This is a genomic window from Ruegeria sp., assembly GCF_965199275.1.
GTDB lineage: Bacteria > Pseudomonadota > Alphaproteobacteria > Rhodobacterales > Rhodobacteraceae > Ruegeria.
Genome location: NZ_CBDAQX010000022.1, coordinates 516,254 through 531,727, shown reverse-complemented (window position 1 = coordinate 531,727; position 15,474 = coordinate 516,254). Strand labels below are relative to the sequence as shown.

Annotated in this window: 17 protein-coding genes; 12 read left to right on the top strand and 5 right to left on the bottom strand. The window is 58.2% G+C overall.

Translation table 11 applies throughout. The annotated features are described in order from the left end of the window. The first annotated feature begins 45 nt into the window (after positions 1 to 45). From ACOERD_RS22345 to uvrC, 6 genes are all read left to right on the top strand, one after another. Positions 46 to 975, top strand: coding sequence for an ABC transporter ATP-binding protein (locus ACOERD_RS22345; RefSeq protein WP_170462560.1), 930 nt, complete (start codon positions 46 to 48; stop codon positions 973 to 975). Then, positions 972 to 1,733: an ABC transporter permease gene (locus ACOERD_RS22340; RefSeq protein WP_170379180.1), complete on the top strand. Its 762-nt coding sequence runs from the start codon at positions 972 to 974 to the stop codon at positions 1,731 to 1,733. The genes ACOERD_RS22345 and ACOERD_RS22340 overlap by 4 nt, the downstream gene beginning before the upstream one ends. A 104-nt stretch (positions 1,734 to 1,837) precedes the next feature. After that, a complete protein-coding gene (locus ACOERD_RS22335) occupies positions 1,838 to 2,635 on the top strand; it encodes a S49 family peptidase (RefSeq protein WP_419740501.1) in 798 nt (265 codons plus the stop codon). A 168-nt stretch (positions 2,636 to 2,803) separates the two neighbouring features. Beyond that, positions 2,804 to 3,775: a calcium/sodium antiporter gene (locus ACOERD_RS22330; protein ID WP_170681587.1), complete on the top strand. Its 972-nt coding sequence runs from the start codon at positions 2,804 to 2,806 to the stop codon at positions 3,773 to 3,775. 20 nt (positions 3,776 to 3,795) lie between these two features. Further along, positions 3,796 to 4,575 carry an SDR family oxidoreductase gene (locus tag ACOERD_RS22325; RefSeq protein WP_419740500.1) on the top strand — a complete coding sequence of 260 codons (780 nt, stop codon included), beginning with the start codon at positions 3,796 to 3,798 and terminating at the stop codon, positions 4,573 to 4,575. Positions 4,576 to 4,865: 290 nt separating this feature from the next. Continuing rightward, the gene (gene uvrC, locus ACOERD_RS22320) at positions 4,866 to 6,740 is read left to right on the top strand and encodes an excinuclease ABC subunit UvrC (protein ID WP_419740499.1); all 1,875 of its coding nucleotides are present in this window, start codon (positions 4,866 to 4,868) and stop codon (positions 6,738 to 6,740) included. Here uvrC and ACOERD_RS22315 read toward each other — a convergent pair. Further along, positions 6,737 to 7,621 carry a DMT family transporter gene (locus tag ACOERD_RS22315; RefSeq protein WP_419740498.1) on the bottom strand — a complete coding sequence of 295 codons (885 nt, stop codon included), beginning with the start codon at positions 7,619 to 7,621 and terminating at the stop codon, positions 6,737 to 6,739. The genes uvrC and ACOERD_RS22315 overlap by 4 nt on opposite strands. 183 nt (positions 7,622 to 7,804) lie before the next feature. On the opposite strand from ACOERD_RS22315, the gene pgsA reads away from it, so the two are divergent. Genes pgsA through ACOERD_RS22300 form a run of 3 tightly spaced genes read left to right on the top strand, consistent with a single transcriptional unit; the run spans position 7,805 to position 9,167 of the window. Next, a complete protein-coding gene (gene pgsA / locus ACOERD_RS22310) occupies positions 7,805 to 8,473 on the top strand; it encodes a CDP-diacylglycerol--glycerol-3-phosphate 3-phosphatidyltransferase (protein ID WP_170379168.1) in 669 nt (222 codons plus the stop codon). Between the two features lie 3 nt (positions 8,474 to 8,476). Further along, on the top strand, positions 8,477 to 8,722 hold the full coding sequence (moaD, locus tag ACOERD_RS22305; RefSeq protein WP_170379166.1) for a molybdopterin converting factor subunit 1: 246 nt from the start codon (positions 8,477 to 8,479) through the stop codon (positions 8,720 to 8,722). Position 8,723: 1 nt separating this feature from the next. Then, positions 8,724 to 9,167 carry a molybdenum cofactor biosynthesis protein MoaE gene (locus tag ACOERD_RS22300; protein ID WP_419740497.1) on the top strand — a complete coding sequence of 148 codons (444 nt, stop codon included), beginning with the start codon at positions 8,724 to 8,726 and terminating at the stop codon, positions 9,165 to 9,167. Positions 9,168 to 9,215: 48 nt separating this feature from the next. Here ACOERD_RS22300 and ACOERD_RS22295 read toward each other — a convergent pair whose 3' ends face one another. The 4 genes from ACOERD_RS22295 to ubiA form a co-directional block, all read right to left on the bottom strand. After that, entirely contained in the window at positions 9,216 to 9,746 is a 531-nt protein-coding gene (locus tag ACOERD_RS22295; RefSeq protein ID WP_170462571.1) for a hypothetical protein, read from the bottom strand. A 313-nt stretch (positions 9,747 to 10,059) separates the two neighbouring features. Further along, on the bottom strand, positions 10,060 to 10,380 hold the full coding sequence (locus tag ACOERD_RS22290) for a hypothetical protein (protein ID WP_170379160.1): 321 nt from the start codon (positions 10,378 to 10,380) through the stop codon (positions 10,060 to 10,062). 1 nt (position 10,381) lies between these two features. Further along, on the bottom strand, positions 10,382 to 12,316 hold the full coding sequence (locus ACOERD_RS22285; protein WP_419740496.1) for an OmpA family protein: 1,935 nt from the start codon (positions 12,314 to 12,316) through the stop codon (positions 10,382 to 10,384). Between the two features lie 64 nt (positions 12,317 to 12,380). Further along, positions 12,381 to 13,343 (bottom strand): 4-hydroxybenzoate octaprenyltransferase, encoded by a 963-nt coding sequence (ubiA, locus tag ACOERD_RS22280; RefSeq protein WP_419740495.1) that lies wholly within the window; start codon positions 13,341 to 13,343, stop codon positions 12,381 to 12,383. A 12-nt stretch (positions 13,344 to 13,355) separates the two neighbouring features. Here ubiA and ACOERD_RS22275 point away from each other — a divergent pair, with 12 nt between their 5' ends. The 3 genes from ACOERD_RS22275 (at position 13,356) to ACOERD_RS22265 (ending at position 15,451) form a co-directional block, all read left to right on the top strand. Continuing rightward, the gene (locus ACOERD_RS22275; RefSeq protein ID WP_419740494.1) at positions 13,356 to 14,081 is read left to right on the top strand and encodes a 16S rRNA (uracil(1498)-N(3))-methyltransferase; all 726 of its coding nucleotides are present in this window, start codon (positions 13,356 to 13,358) and stop codon (positions 14,079 to 14,081) included. 320 nt (positions 14,082 to 14,401) lie between these two features. Beyond that, positions 14,402 to 15,136 carry a response regulator transcription factor gene (locus tag ACOERD_RS22270; protein ID WP_419740493.1) on the top strand — a complete coding sequence of 245 codons (735 nt, stop codon included), beginning with the start codon at positions 14,402 to 14,404 and terminating at the stop codon, positions 15,134 to 15,136. Between the two features lie 132 nt (positions 15,137 to 15,268). Then, positions 15,269 to 15,451, top strand: coding sequence for a hypothetical protein (locus tag ACOERD_RS22265; protein ID WP_419740492.1), 183 nt, complete (start codon positions 15,269 to 15,271; stop codon positions 15,449 to 15,451). Positions 15,452 to 15,474 lie beyond the last annotated feature (23 nt).

The following is a 15,474-nucleotide window of genomic DNA, read 5'->3' as shown; positions in this document are numbered from 1 at the left end:
CGGGAGGCGAAACGATAGGGTCTCTGCCAGAACGGGGAAACAGGCATGACCACCATTTTGTCGATTAAGGATTTGCGCAAATCCTATGCAGACGGGTTTGAGGCGCTGAAAGGCGTGTCGCTGGACATTGAGGAAGGTGAAATCCTTGCTCTGCTCGGGCCGAACGGGGCGGGGAAGACGACGCTGATCTCGACCATTTGCGGGATTACCACGCCGACCTCGGGCAGTGTCTCGGTTGGTGGGCATGATATACAGGCCGAGTTCCGCGCCGCCCGCAAAATGATCGGGCTGGTGCCGCAGGAGATTGCGTTGGAGCCGTTCGAGAAGGTCTACAATACGGTCCGGTTTTCCCGAGGTTTGTTTGGCTATGGCAATGACAGCGCGCGGATCGAAGAGATCCTGCGCAAACTGTCGTTGTGGGATAAACGCAAGAACGCGATCAAGGAACTGTCCGGGGGCATGAAGCGTCGCGTTCTGATCGCCAAGGCCTTGGCCCATGAACCGCGCATTCTGTTTCTGGATGAGCCGACAGCCGGTGTCGATGTCGAGCTGCGCAAGGATATGTGGGAGATCGTCGCCGAGCTGAAGCAGGCGGGCGTCACCATCATTTTGACAACGCACTACATCGAAGAAGCCGAAGCCATCGCTGACCGTGTGGGTGTCATCGACAAAGGTGAGCTGCTGCTGGTGCAGGACAAGGATACCCTGATGGCGCAGATGGGTAAGAAACAGATTGAGGTCATGCTGACCGAGCCGATCTCGGCTATACCGGACGGGTTGGCTGCGCATAATCTGGTTCTGAACGGCAATGGCGATGCGCTGATCTATACCTATGACACCAATGCGGATCGGACCGGGATCACAACGCTGCTGAATGACGTGGCCCAATCGGGGCTGGTTCTGAGGGATGTGCAGACAAGACAATCCAGTCTGGAAGAGATCTTCGTGAATCTGGTATCAGGAGAGGCCGCATGAACTGGACCGCCATTGCCGCCATCTACCGGTTTGAGATGGCCCGCTTTTTCCGCACCTTGGCCCAGAGCTTTCTGTCGCCGGTCCTGTCGACCTCGCTGTATTTCGTGGTCTTTGGCACGGCCATCGGCAGCCGGATTCAAGAGGTTGAGGGCGTCTCATACGGGGCATTCATCGTGCCGGGGCTGATCATGTTGTCGGTGGTCATGCTGGCGATCTCGAACGCGTCGTTCGGGATCTATTTTCCAAAGTTTCTGGGCACGATCTATGAGTTGCTCTCGGCCCCGGTCAATTTCATCGAGATTGTCATAGGTTATGTAGGTGCGGCCGCCACCAAGGCGCTGTTCGTGGGTCTGGTGATCCTTGCGACGGCGACATTCTTCGTCGACATCCGGATCGAGCATCCGCTGGCGATGGCCGCGTTTCTGGTGCTCTCATGCCTCAGTTTTTCGCTGTTGGGGTTCATAATCGGGATATGGGCCAGTAACTTTGAGCAGATGTCGTTGGTGCCGCAATTGGTTGTCACACCGCTGATCTTTCTAGGGGGCACGTTCTATTCGATCTCGATGCTGCCGCCGCTATGGCAGACGATCACCTTGTTCAACCCGGTGGTTTACCTGATTTCGGGCTTCCGCTGGTCGTTTTATGGGCTGGCAGATGTACCGATCGTGTTCAGCCTTTTGGCCATCGTGGCCTTCACCGGACTGTGCCTTGCGATCATCTGGTGGATCTTCAAAACAGGCTGGCGCATCCGCAGCTAGTGCGTTGCATTTTTGCCCATCGGTGTGAGGAAATTGTCTAACGCCGCGTTTTGCATTCGGCGAGTCCCTTGTTTAGCCGATGGGGGCACTCTACATCGGCACCCATGAAACTCAGCCTGCCTTTTGTCAAAAAACCGCCCGTTGTGGCCATCGTTCGCCTGTCCGGTGCCATCGGCATGGCCGGACGCGGCGCTTTGAATGATACCTCTCTGGCGCCTGTGCTGGAAAAGGCCTTTCGCAAAGGCAAACCTGCGGCCGTCGCGCTCGAGGTCAACTCGCCCGGCGGGTCACCTGTGCAAAGCTCTCTGATCGGCGCGCGTATCCGGCGGCTGTCGGAAGAGCTTGAGATACCGGTCGTGGCCTTTGTCGAAGACGTTGCGGCCTCGGGCGGGTATTGGCTGGCGGCGGCAGCGGATGAGATCTGGGCCGATGACAGCTCGGTGCTTGGGTCGATTGGGGTGATCTCGGCCGGGTTTGGCGCACATGAGTTTCTGGTGAAGCAGGGTTTTGAGCGGCGTGTTCACACGGCTGGGAAGTCGAAATCCATGCTCGACCCGTTCCGCCCGGAAAAGGAAGAGGATGTCGCGCGGCTGGAACGCCTGCTGGGAGACATCCACGAGAATTTCATCACCCATGTGAAAACCCGACGTGGCGACAAGCTGGACGCAGATGCTGATCTGTTCACAGGCGAAATCTGGCTGGCGCGACGCGCGCAGGAGCTGGGCTTGATCGAAGGCATCGCCCATCTGAAACCCAAGATGCAGGAGCGTTTCGGCGACAAGGTGAAGTTCCGCCGCTACGGCGTGCGTAAACCACTTTGGTCACGTTTCGGGGCCGCGCTGGCGCAGGTCGCCGTAGCGGGGCTAGAGGAGCGGGCGGCCTTCGCGCGTTTCGGTCTGTAGCGTGATCATCAAGATCGTCACTCTGTTTCTGGTCGCCATGGGTGTATTGGCGATGTTCGGAAAGCTGCGCTTTCCGGGCCAAAACCGGTTGAGTTCTGCCAAATGTCCGCGTTGCGGTCGGTTCAAGATCGGCAAAGGCCCCTGCGCCTGTGAAAAAGGAGGCCGGACATGACGGCATGGCTGCTCTCCGGCCTCGGATTGGTGATCCTGTTGCTGGCAGGCGATGCACTTGTACGCGGTGCGGTGAACCTAAGCCTGCGGCTGGGTGTCCCCGCCTTGATCGTCAGCCTGACGATCGTTGCCTTTGGCACTTCGGCACCTGAGTTGCTGATTGCGATCAGCGCGGTGAAGGAGAACGCACCGGGCATCGCATTGGGTAACGTCGTCGGCTCCAACACCGCGAATATCCTTTTGGTTCTGGGCTTGCCTGCCTTGTTGGCAACGCTGCACACCAGCGAATGCGATAGCCGCAAGAACTATGTCTTCATGCTGTTGGCGAGCGTCCTCTTCATCGGCCTGGCCTTCTGCGGGGTATTCAATCTGATCAGCGGCGCCATTCTGCTGGCTGCCCTTGGGCTTGTGTTGTGGAACGCGTTTCGCGAAGCCAAGGCTCATCGCAAAGCCTGCGCCGATGCAGCCGGGGCATGTGGCGACGACGAAGAGCTGGACGGTTTGGAAGAGGCCGACCCGAACATGCCCTATTGGAAGATATCGATCTACGTGGTCCTTGGCCTGATCGGTCTGCCCATGGGCGCGCATCTATTGGTCGAAAACGCCACCGAAATCGCCCTGATGTACGGGATCACCGAAACGGTGATCGGTTTGACACTTGTGGCTGTCGGAACGTCTCTGCCTGAACTGGCAACGACCGTTATGGCGGCGCTACGGCGTCAGGCGGACGTTGCGCTCGGCAACGTGATCGGCTCGAACATGTTCAACCTGCTGGCAATCGTCGGTATTGCCACGTGGTTCGGAAACATCCCGGTCGACCCGGAATTCCTTGAATTCGACCTGTGGGTCATGCTGGGCGCCTCGCTGCTGCTGATCCCGTTTGTGTTCTTCAAACAGGATATTTCGCGGATCTGGGGTCTGGTGTTGACTTTCCTTTATGCGCTTTATGTCACCACATTGCTGATGTGATCTGACGGAAAGAGGTATCCATGTCCCGAGCGCTAGTAACCGGAGCCGGCATCCGCTTGGGCCGAGCTATGGCCCTTTATCTGGCAGGGCGCGGGTATGATGTCGCCGTACACTATGCGACCTCGGAACAGCCCGCGGCTGAGACGGTTGCAGAAGTTCAGGCGCTGGGCCGCAAAGCTGTGGCGCTACAGGCCGATCTTCTGGATGAGGCGCAGGTGACCGCCCTGCTGCCTCGCGCGGCTGAGGCTCTGGGCGGGCCGATCACTTGTCTGGTCAATAACGCGTCGGTATTTGAGTATGACAATATCCACACGGCCACGCGCAAAAGCTGGGACCGGCATCTCGACAGCAACCTGCGCGCTCCCTTCGTTCTGACTCAGGCCATGGCCGAACAAGGGTTGCTACCTGAGACGGATGCGCAGGGAGAGCCGCAGGCCTCTGGCTTGATCGTCAACATGATCGATATGCGGGTGCGGAAACTGACGCCCGAATTCATGAGCTACACCATCGCCAAGATGGGCCTGTGGGCGCTGACGCGCACGGCTGCCCAAGCGCTGACACCCGCAATCCGCGTCAACGCCATTGGTCCCGGACCGACCATGCAGGGACATCGTCAGAGCGAACAGCACTTCAAAACCCAGCGCGCCAACACAGTGCTGGAGCGGGGCTCGAACCCGTCAGATATCACCGCAGCTTTGGGCTATTTTCTGGATGCGCATGCCGTCACTGGGCAACTTTTGTGTGTGGATGGTGGTCAGCATCTGGGATGGCAAACACCGGACGTACTGGGCGTAGAATAAGTAAATCTGCTGCAAGTTTTGCACCGCTCTCATTTGCGTTACTTACTCGTTACAAAAACGTCTTATTTTTCATACACTTGCTAAGTGCATAAAAAAATAACTATAAAAAACAAATACTTAAACATGTGCCTGTTTTTTGTGCAAATTAACGAACAAGCAAGGAAACAAGGAAGAATCTGCGCTCATGGAAACTTATCTTCATACTTATCCACAGAAACCGTGGATTTGTTTTCTCTTGAACTGAAGCGCCCAAGATTGCAGCCATAGACAGAGAATCATATCTCAGGCCCATGACAACCCAGGACGAATCGACACCCGAGCTTCAGCCCACCGGCTATGCCTGCATCCAGCGCTATGTGAAAACGCTGGACAGCTCGCCCGGTGTGTACCGGATGTTGGATGCGGACAGTCGGGTTTTGTATGTGGGTAAGGCGCGGAACCTTAAGGCGCGGGTGTCGAACTACACGCGCCCGGGGCATTCGGGACGGATCGAGAAGATGATCGCTTCAACCGCCTCCATGATGTTTCTGACCACAAGGACCGAGACCGAGGCGCTGCTGCTAGAGCAGAACCTGATCAAGCAGCTTAAGCCCAAGTACAACGTGCTGCTGCGAGACGATAAGAGTTTCCCGAACATTCTGGTCGCGAAGGATCATGCCTATCCGCAGATCAAAAAGCATCGCGGTGCCAAGAAAGAGAAGGGCGCGTATTTCGGCCCATTTGCCAGCGCAGGTGCAGTGAACCGGACGCTGAACCAGCTGCAAAAAGCGTTCCTTCTGCGCAACTGTTCGGATTCCATGTTCGACAGCCGGACGCGCCCTTGTCTTCTCTATCAGATCAAGCGGTGTTCGGGGCCATGCGTCGGGCTGATCTCGGAAGCCGACTATCGTGAAAGCGTCAAGGATGCCGAACGCTTCCTCTCGGGTCGGTCCACCAAGGTGCAGGAGGAGTTGGCCGAACAGATGATGGCCGCCTCCGAGGCGATGGAGTTCGAACGCGCCGCCAGTCTGCGGGATCGTATCCGGGCGCTGACGCAGGTGCAGACCAGCCAAGGTATCAACCCGCGCGGCGTGACCGAGGCGGATGTGATTGGCCTCTATATGGATGGCGGGCAGGCCTGTGTGCAGGTGTTCTTCATCCGAGCGAACCAGAACTGGGGGAACAAGGATTTCTACCCTCGGGTTGGCGCGGATGTGTCCTCGGCTGAGGTGATGGAGGCGTTCCTCGGCCAGTTCTACGATAATAAGGAACCACCGCGTCAACTGATCCTGTCGGACGGGATCGAAAACGCTGACCTGATGGAACAAGCGCTGACTGAGAAAGCCGGGCGCAAGGTGGAAATCCTCGTGCCCCAGCGCGGTGAGAAACAGGAGCTGGTCGCGGGTGCCCTGCGTAACGCGCGTGAATCTCTAGCCCGTCGCATGTCTGAAAGTGCGACTCAGGCCAAGCTGCTGCGTGGTGTGGCTGAGGCGTTTGATCTGGATAGTCCGCCGGGTCGGATCGAAGTCTACGACAACTCTCACATTCAGGGCACCAATGCGGTCGGTGGCATGATCGTCGCTGGCCCCGAGGGGTTCATTAAGAACGCCTATCGCAAGTTCAACATTCGCGGTGATGACCTCACGCCCGGCGATGACTTTGGGATGATGAAAGATGTGCTGACCCGCCGCTTCACCCGTCTGCAAAAGGAAGACCCGGATCGTGAAAAGGGCATGTGGCCCGATCTCCTGCTGATCGATGGCGGGGCCGGGCAGGTGAGTGCCGTCCATGAGATCATGGTCGAGCATGGCGTCGAAGACATCCCGATGGTCGGCGTGGCAAAGGGCGTGGACCGGGATCACGGCAAAGAGGAATTCCACCGGATCGGTCAGCGTGCTTTTGCCCTGAAACGCAATGACCCCGTGCTGTATTTCATCCAGCGCTTGAGGGATGAGGCGCACCGGTTCGCCATCGGCACACATCGTGCGAAACGGGCCAAGGCCGTGGGCGCGACACCATTGGATGAAATCCCCGGTGTAGGGGCCGCTCGCAAACGTGCGCTGCTCACTCATTTCGGCAGTGCCAAGGCGGTCAGCCGCGCCAATCTTGCGGATCTGACAGCGGTCGAGGGGATCTCGGCCGGGTTGGCGCAGAAGGTCTATGATTTCTTCCATGACAAGGGCTAGGCCTTTCGGCCGCGCCACAGGATATACAGCCCCGAGGCCACGATCAGTGCGCTGCCGATCCACATGGTCTGATCCAACGTCTCGCCAAACATCACTACGCCCAGCCCGACGCCAAACAGCAGGCGGGAATAGCGGAACGGCGTCACGGCCGAGACCTCACCGGTTCGCATGGCTTTCATGAGCGAGGCATAGGCGGCAGTGCCCATCAGGATCGCTCCGCCCACGTGCAGGCTCGTGTTCAGGTCCAGCGGAGCCATCGGCACCCCTTCCCAGAACTGATAAGCCAGACCGGCGACGATGATGCAGAGGAAGCCGTAGAAGCCTAAGACCTCGGTCCCCAGCGTCGCGGGTGCGGCGCGGCTGGCCAGATCGCGCCCGGCGAAGCCCAGCATGCCCAGAACGGCCAGGATCGACAGGGCCGAGAAGCTGTCTCCGGTCGGTTGAATGATGACCACGACGCCAATCAGACCGACCAGAATGGCGCTCCACCGTCGCCAACCGACGGTTTCGCCGAAAAACAGCGCGGCACCTGCCACCACGACGAGAGGGGTCGCCTGCAGGATCACGGTCGCCGCTGACAATGGCGTCAGCGTGATTGCCAGCACGTAGAACATCCGTCCAAGAATCTCGAACAGAACGCGCACTTTCATGGGCCGTGACAGCACATCCCGATGCAACAAGCTGGCGCCACGCAGCAGGGCGACGGCGGCGAAGATCAACGCGCCACCCGCACCGAACAGGATCAGGATCTGCCAGATCGGCAAATGCGCCGAGGCGCCTTTCAACAGCGCATCCTCGAGGGCGAAAAGTGCCATGCCCGCGATCATCCACGCGCTTCCGATCAGGTTTGATCGGGGGTCGGTTCGAATATGTGCGGTCATGGTCTTCCGTCGCTGCTGAGCCGTGCGCCAATCTGACCGCAAAGGCGCCCCGGGCCAAGCTGTATCTGGCCGAGAGTTCCTGGTTGCGACCCTTTGACTTTTTGTCCCACAACCCTCTGTGAACCGGTCAGTTTTTCATTTGTCTGTCTTTTCTGTCCGTAGGTGGCGATGTAGTGTCGGTTCATGAAGTGGAACTTGCCCAATATTCTGACCTTGCTCCGCCTGCTGGCAGCGCCCGGTCTGGCCGTGATGTTTTTGTATTTCACCCGTCCTTATGCCGACTGGTTCGCCCTGATCCTGTTCATGTCCGCCGCGATCACTGACTGGTTTGATGGCTATCTGGCGCGGGCCTGGAAACAGGAAACCAAGATGGGCGCGATGCTGGATCCGATTGCCGACAAGGCCATGGTCGTGATCGCGCTGATGATCCTCGTCGGCTATTCGACCGAGCATTGGACCCCGTGGCTGGTGCTGCCCGCCACCGTGATCCTGTTTCGCGAAGTGTTCGTCTCGGGCCTGCGTGAATATCTGGGTGATGTCGCCGGAACGCTCAAGGTAACGAAGTTGGCCAAGTGGAAGACGACGGCCCAGATGTTTGCCATCGCCATCCTGTTCTCGCAGGGGATATTCGAGCACAACTTCGTCATGGCAACGTTTGGCATGGACCCTACGATCATAGATCAGGTCCTGACCGGAGAGGCTGAGGACATTAACAACATCCGCTGGCACCTTGAGGGGATGTTCTGGTCGGGGCGCATTGGCCTGTGGCTGCTGTGGATTGCCGCCACGCTGACATTGATCAGCGGCTATGACTACCTACGTAAAGCCATGCCGCATCTGAAGGAGAGCTAACCGATGGACGTGCTGTATTTCGCCTGGGTCCGCGAACGCATCGGCCTGCCGAAAGAAAAGGTCGAAACCCAAGCTGCGACCGTGTCTGATCTGGTAGCTGAACTCAGCGCACGCGAGGATCGTTATGCCGCGGCCTTTGCAGATCTCTCAGCGCTTCGAGTGGCCTTGGATCAGGAGCTGTCGGATTTTGATGCCCCTCTGGCCGGAGTGCGTGAGGTTGCGTTCTTCCCACCAATGACGGGCGGCTGAGATGCGGATCGCTGTTCAGGAAGAGGCGTTTGATCTGGGGGCCGAAGCTAATGCCTTTGCAGCTGGCGACGACGCCAATGGGGCTATCGTGACATTTACGGGTGTCGTGCGCGATCTGGCCTCGGGCGATCTGGATGTGATGGAGATCGAGCATTATCCGGGCATGACCGAACGCGCGCTGACCAAGATCGCGGGAGAGGCCAAGGAGCGTTGGTCTTTGGGTGATGTTCTGGTGATCCACCGCCACGGCAGGCTGGCTCCGGGCGACCGGATCATGATGGTCGCGACAGCCGCACCGCATCGCAAGGATGCGTTTGAAGCGGCAGAATATCTGATGGACTACCTGAAATCCCGCGCACCGTTCTGGAAGAAAGAGATCACCAATTCCGGTGCCGAATGGGTGGCCGCGAAGGACGAAGATGAAGACGCGCTGACGCGGTGGTAAAGGTCGGCGCCGGCACCCGTTTCCAAGTGCCGGGCCAAACGGGATAGCTTAGCTATTCTGTTCCGTATTGCAGGTCCGCGCCGCCTCGATCGCTTTCAAGGTACCATCAAGACTTACGGTAAACCCGCTCTCTTTTTCCGGGAAGACTGTCATGTCGTACTTTTTCATGACGTCCTCAACGAATTGCGGGTTGTTGGCCAGAATGTAGCCTCCTGTATACCCTTCCGCGAGGTGCTTGGTCTTCTTGTAGGCTTTGGCTTCGTAGACATTGCCGTCCAGCGACAGGATGATGTCTTCCTTTTTGCCTTTCAGGCCAATGTCATTCTGAGTGAAGACACCAAGGTATCCCATTTCCTGATCCTTGGTCAGGCCCATTTGTACGACGTTGTTGTTTTCGTCGACACGTTCAATCAGGCAAGAGCCGCGGGTATCATCCACGTAGATGGTCCAGCCGGATTCCTCGCCCCATTTCGAAAACGTGTCATTCTCGGAAGGGATCACATCGCTCGAGGCGAAGGCGGCAGTTGCGCCAAATGCGGCAAGGGTAGCGGCGGTTTTCAAAGTAACTTGGAAATTCATGATAGACTCCAGTTTTACAGAAAAAGGACAGTTCTGTGTGCAGGCAAAAACACACTCATTCATTATGTTGAATTTGTTGAAAAACTAAAGAAACCGGAGTCAGATCGGCTAAAACCCGCCGACCCAAGCCGCGCAGGCGCATTGGGTTTAGCCCTGGATGCGAAGACTCTGCCGCGCTTTCAGCAGTCTTGGGACGTTCGTGTTGCCGGATGACTCAGGAAAAATCCGAAACGCCATCACTAACTCCCACGGCGGCGAATGCTCCCGTTTGGTCGTCTGAACGGAGCGCGAGAAAAAGACTCAGGGGGTCGTATTAGTCCGCGTTGTTGATGCGTCCGCGCATTTCTTCGGCCTCTTGCCGGGCGGCGCGGAGGCCGTCCATGGCAGCGGCCAGTTCTGCCTCGGTTTGGGTCAGCTGGTTGGTCAACTCGGCCTCGCGTTGCTGCAGATAGGTGATGGCCTGATCGCGGGTTTCCTCGGCCTCGTGCAGTTCCTGGCTCATACGGTCCAGATCGGCCACGTCGCTTTGGCGCACGCGGGACAGGCGATGGGCCAGCCAGTTGGCAAACCATCCCATACAGAAAGCCGCGAACAGGATGACGGCGGTGGCGATGATGAATTCTACTCTGTTCAACTTACTGGTCCTCTGCTTCCGCATCCGGCGCGGTCGTCTCGGTCTGGTCTTCTGATGCGGACGTCTCGGTCTCGTCTTCCGCCCCGGTCTCAAGCGCCTCAAGGCCCGTTTCCGAGGCCTCAGTGGGTTCCGGCCGGATCAGGCGGAACTCAATCCGGCGGTTTTCTTCACGGCCCTCTTCGGTGTCATTGTCGGCGATGGGCTGTGTTTCGCCATAGCCGACGGCTGTATAGCTTGAGGTCGGAATACGCCGTCCGCGCAGCTCGTTCAGGATTGACTGCGCCCGCGCCTGGCTGAGCTGCTGGTTCATTTCTTCGCGGCCCTGACTGTCGGTATGACCTTGAATCTCCATCCGGATCGGACCGCAATCACGCAAGATGTCGGCGATCTGATTGACCGTATCGCGCGACTCAGCCGCGATGGTGGCCGAGCCCGGCTCGAACGCGATTTTGCTGGTGGCCTGAATTTCAGCGATACCTTCTTCACAAAGTTCAGGATCGGGCAGGGCGTCATCGGGTTCGGGCGGAGCGACATAGGTGATCGACAGGGTGAAGTTCTGCGCATCGCCCAGCTTGTCTGACAACAGACCTGCGATCCGGGCCTTGGCCTCTTCATCATGGCTGATGCCGTTCAAGTCAACCAGCTCAGGCGTTACGGTCAGTGCGCCGTTATGTAGCTGCGACAGAGCCTCAAGCCCGGCCAGAACGCGCACGGGCCAATCCATTGGCAGGTCCGAGGTGATACGGGTCGCGGTATAGACATTGTCGGACCCAAACGCCGCGCGGGCGTAGCTGTCGACCATGTCGCGCAGCACGTCGTCACCGACGCGGCCGCGCAATTGGATCAGACCCTCGGGGCTGCGGGTGGCAGAGAACTCGACGGGTCCGGTCTCATCCGCTACTTCGGGTTCAGGCAGCACGGCATGCAAGGCGAATACCTCGGGCAACGCGTTTTCCAGCTCACCCACGACGCGGTCGAACAGCGCCGGGTTCGTGCCTTGTGCTGCGACCAGAGTGATATCCGCATCCGACATCGTCACCGATCCTTGCCCGATTTCGGCAAGCGCAGCAATGCTCTGTTCTGCGGCTTCCGCCCAGCGGGGGGAGGGCACACCCAGACCAATGGTGCAGAAGGAGGGTCCGGCAAGACCGGCCTCCTCCGCCGCTGCGATGATCTGATCGCGGGCGTCTTCATCCTGGGCAGAACAGGCGTCGAACTGCCCTCCGGCCTCATCAATCAGGTAGCGCAGGGTAAATGGCGTGATCACCGGGCGCGGGGCCGATATGGACAGACCGATACGGACACTTGGCGGCGCAGCGCGAGTCAGGTCTTGCTCAAGCCGGTCTTTTTCCTGCTGGCTGTTGGCGATCGCGGTGATACGGACAAGGCCGGGACTGGCCGATATCTTGGCGCGCGGCAGATCGGACAGGGCCAGCACGGCATAGGCCAGCGCATCATCCCAGCCATCGGGTTTCGGGTAGTCGGCGGTTTCGACCAGATCCGAGACGGAATGGTCGCTGTCCAGCGCCTGTAACCCGTCCATAAGGGACTCGCGGTCCTCGCTGGCCGGGATCAGGCCGATCACCGAGACACCGCTGTCATTGCGCAGGATTTCCACGGAAAACCTGGGGGCGGCCAGTGCCGAGGTGGCGGCTACGTCCATCTCATCAATGACCCTGGAGGTATCGACCTCGGTTCCGGCAGCGGTCAGGGCATTGAAGCGGATCGCCTCATCCGGCGCGGTGCCTGTGAGTATGACGCGCAAGCCGTCGGATTCGACCTCGGCCCAGTTGTGACCTTTCAGGTCCAGCGCACGTCGGACGGCGAATTCCGAGGCGTCTTCGACCTTTGTCACGGCAAAGCCCGCAGCCAAAAGGGACAGTCCGGCAGAGACGAGAAAGATCAGGCAAACAGCTACAAAATAGGGCAGACGCATATGCGGGCTTCAGACTCCTCGGGCGTTTGGGCGGGGTTGTACAGGCCCCGGCGCGCAGGTGCAATCAGAGCAGCAGCGCGACGCAGAGGAAGATCAGCGGAATTAGGCCGGTATCCCGGTTCGACCGGAACAGCATCAGAAGTTTGGCATTGTCCTCGATGTTCAGATTGCGCAGCTGCCACAACATGTGCCAGCCCATGGCCCATGGCCCGCCCAATGCAATCGTGACAATCCAGAACGGCGACTCCGGCACACCTGCGTCGATGATCGCCAGCCCCATCAGCGAGACTGTGGCGATCAGAAAATACTTGAGCCATCTGGCCGTATCCGCCCCAAACAACCGCGCGGTGGATTTGACGCCGATCAGCGCGTCGTCCTCGGTATCCTGATGCGCATAAATCGTGTCGTAGAACAGCGTCCACGCGATACCCGCCAGATACAGCATCACCGCAGGCCAGCCCAGCGATCCGGTATGGGCAACCCAGGCCAGCAGCGCCCCCCAGTTGAAGGCCAGTCCCAGAAACACCTGCGGCCACCATGTGAAGCGTTTGGCAAAGGGATAGAGGGCAACTGGCAACAGTGACAGAACGCCCATGAGGATAGCTCCAGTATTGAAACTAAGCAGAATCCCCAGCGATATAAGCGCCTGCAGACCCATCCAGATCACGGCTTGCCGCACACTAACCTGACCCGAGGGGATCGGGCGGGATTTTGTGCGTTCGACCTGCGCGTCGAAATGGCGGTCGGTGATGTCGTTCCACGTGCATCCCGCGCCGCGCATCAAAAAGGCGCCAATAGCACAGCCGATCGCGATCCATGCATCCTCCAGCCGCGGCGTGCCATCGCCCAGGATCGCAAGCACCAGCCCCCACCAGCAAGGGATCAGCAACAGCCACGTTCCGATCGGCCGGTCCGCCCGGCTCAGCCGCAGGTAGGGGCGGGTGAAGGCGGGCGCGCGGGTGTCCACCCAATTGCCGGTGACAGCATCAGCGACCTGACCGTCTGGTGTTGGAGCATTGCCTTGCATATGTAGGGTCTCATGAGTGCGAAGATCAGACTGTATGTAGAGCAGCCCTTGGGTCAGGGGCAATCGGTTCCTTTGACGCGTGAGCAGGCGCATTACCTGTTCGGCGTGATGCGGCAATCCGTCGGCGCGCAGATTGCGCTGTTTAATGGCCGGGATGGCGAATGGTTGGCCGAAGTCTCTGAGGCAGGCAAGCGCGGCGGCGTTCTGTCCTGCCTGCAGCAGACCAAGCCTTTGCAACTGCCGCCGGATTTGTGGTTCCTTTTTGCGCCAATCAAAAAGGCGCGCACGGATTTCATTGTCGAGAAGGCCGCAGAAATGGGGGCCGCGCGCATTCTACCTGTGCAGACAGACTACACAAACTCCGAGCGTATCCGGCAGGACCGACTTCAGGCGCATGCGGTCGAGGCCGCCGAACAATGCGGCGGTACCTTTGTGCCCGAGGTCGCGGATCTGCAAAAACTGGACCGCGTGCTGGATACTTGGCCTCAGGAACGGCATTTGATGTTCTGCAATGAGGCCGAGGTCGGTTCAACCCTGCGGCTGGCCGCGCAGGAAAAAGGCCAACCTTTGGCCATTCTGATTGGTCCCGAAGGCGGGTTCTCGGACCAAGAGCGCTCCCGTTTGACCACGCTGCCCTTTTCCCACGTAGTCAGCCTCGGCCCGCGCATTCTGCGTGCTGATACAGCGGCGGTAGCCGCGCTGACCATGTGGCAACAGGCCTTAGGAGATTGGTTTTAGCCCAAGCTTAATTTCGGCTATTCTCTAAGGATTGAGAACAATAGGTCCAGTTGGGTGAAATTGAACCTCAATGAAATACTGTCCAAGAAAAAAGTGACCGCCGAAGAGTGCTTGTTCCGGCCGTTTTCAAGTGTTGAGAGGCTGCTATCAATACGACATCAATTATATGAATGTTTGAAGGGCTGGATCGCAGGCCAAGCCCTTGTAAGTAAACTGCCTCTTCAGGGTCCGAAAAGCATCAAAATGTTGACTAAATTTTAATTTCTCTATTTCTTGATTTAATGTGAACTTAACAAGTGAAGTGGACGCCGCTGGTCGTCATGAAAAACGAGCTGATTGATTTCGTTGATGCTTTGGCCGGACTCACCTCTTCAGAAGACCGATGGAATGAAGCTGTCGCGCAGTCTCAGAAACAGGGTATTGAGGCGATCCTGGTCGGTGAGGCCGACGGGATCAAAAAGCAGATCTTTTGGATGAACACCAACATGCCAGAAGACTGGATCACCGAGTATCTCGAAGAAGACTACATGTCGGTGGACGCCATGCTTGAGAATTTGGCCTGGCAGAACGAATACCACATTGTTGAATCCGGCCAGATGAAACGCATTGATGCGCGATCTGACAAGGAATACGCCCTGGATCACGGGTTGAAATCTGCCGGCCTGGCCTCATTGATCGGGTCTCGCTTTGGCGAGCCTGGGCGGCGCGGGGTCTATGTGACGCTGTGTTCTAGCGACAGTATGAAAGCCGCGCATAACAACAGTTCCGTCGATTTGACGATGCTGTCGGCCTTGCTGGCCACTGCCATTACAGAACCCATTCACTCACCAGCAAATCTGAGGTTAAAAGCAATGACCCAGGTCCTTTCACAACGTCAACAAGAAGTATTGGAGTTGCTGGCCAACGGGTGTCAGACGGCCCGCATCGCTGAACGCCTCAACATCAGCGAAGCGGCAGTTAACAAACATTTCTCACTAGCGCGCAAGGCGTTGGGCGCGTCTACCCGTGAACAGGCGCTCGCCATAGCTTTGAAAGAAAACCTAATTAACCTGTGAAGGTATAAATATCTCTACCTTGGGCGAACGCCGCCTGTTTCCTAGAGTGAGGTAGCAAATTTTCGCCGACGAATAGTCGGGGTCCGTTTTTGGCCCCGCTTTACCAGTATTTTCGATGGAGCCACCTCTCACATGAATATGCAGTCGCAATTGACAGGCCGTCTGGCCCGCACGCCTTCGTTCTCCCTATCTACCGTTGAGCTGCGCGGTGTCTCAGCCGAATTCGATCAGTCCATCAAAGCGCTGCCTGCGTCGTTGGTGCAACCTGTGCGGGTTCCGACTGATACCAAGGGGCGGGGCGACTTTCTCAAGTAACTGGCGGCAAAATCAGCCGCGAA

What these genes read in the sequence shown, in the direction of transcription:
- ACOERD_RS22345 (WP_170462560.1), top strand. Translation starts at nt 46, where the DNA reads ATGACCACCATTTTGTCGATTAAGGATTTGCGCAAATCCTATGCAGAC.
- ACOERD_RS22340 (WP_170379180.1), top strand. Translation starts at nt 972, where the DNA reads ATGAACTGGACCGCCATTGCCGCCATCTACCGGTTTGAGATGGCCCGC.
- ACOERD_RS22335 (WP_419740501.1), top strand. Translation starts at nt 1,838, where the DNA reads ATGAAACTCAGCCTGCCTTTTGTCAAAAAACCGCCCGTTGTGGCCATC.
- ACOERD_RS22330 (WP_170681587.1), top strand. Translation starts at nt 2,804, where the DNA reads ATGACGGCATGGCTGCTCTCCGGCCTCGGATTGGTGATCCTGTTGCTG.
- ACOERD_RS22325 (WP_419740500.1), top strand. Translation starts at nt 3,796, where the DNA reads ATGTCCCGAGCGCTAGTAACCGGAGCCGGCATCCGCTTGGGCCGAGCT.
- uvrC (WP_419740499.1), top strand. Translation starts at nt 4,866, where the DNA reads ATGACAACCCAGGACGAATCGACACCCGAGCTTCAGCCCACCGGCTAT.
- ACOERD_RS22315 (WP_419740498.1), bottom strand. Translation starts at nt 7,621, where the DNA reads ATGACCGCACATATTCGAACCGACCCCCGATCAAACCTGATCGGAAGC.
- pgsA (WP_170379168.1), top strand. Translation starts at nt 7,805, where the DNA reads ATGAAGTGGAACTTGCCCAATATTCTGACCTTGCTCCGCCTGCTGGCA.
- moaD (WP_170379166.1), top strand. Translation starts at nt 8,477, where the DNA reads ATGGACGTGCTGTATTTCGCCTGGGTCCGCGAACGCATCGGCCTGCCG.
- ACOERD_RS22300 (WP_419740497.1), top strand. Translation starts at nt 8,724, where the DNA reads ATGCGGATCGCTGTTCAGGAAGAGGCGTTTGATCTGGGGGCCGAAGCT.
- ACOERD_RS22295 (WP_170462571.1), bottom strand. Translation starts at nt 9,746, where the DNA reads ATGAATTTCCAAGTTACTTTGAAAACCGCCGCTACCCTTGCCGCATTT.
- ACOERD_RS22285 (WP_419740496.1), bottom strand. Translation starts at nt 12,316, where the DNA reads ATGCGTCTGCCCTATTTTGTAGCTGTTTGCCTGATCTTTCTCGTCTCT.
- ubiA (WP_419740495.1), bottom strand. Translation starts at nt 13,343, where the DNA reads ATGCAAGGCAATGCTCCAACACCAGACGGTCAGGTCGCTGATGCTGTC.
- ACOERD_RS22275 (WP_419740494.1), top strand. Translation starts at nt 13,356, where the DNA reads ATGAGTGCGAAGATCAGACTGTATGTAGAGCAGCCCTTGGGTCAGGGG.
- ACOERD_RS22270 (WP_419740493.1), top strand. Translation starts at nt 14,402, where the DNA reads ATGAAAAACGAGCTGATTGATTTCGTTGATGCTTTGGCCGGACTCACC.
- ACOERD_RS22265 (WP_419740492.1), top strand. Translation starts at nt 15,269, where the DNA reads ATGAATATGCAGTCGCAATTGACAGGCCGTCTGGCCCGCACGCCTTCG.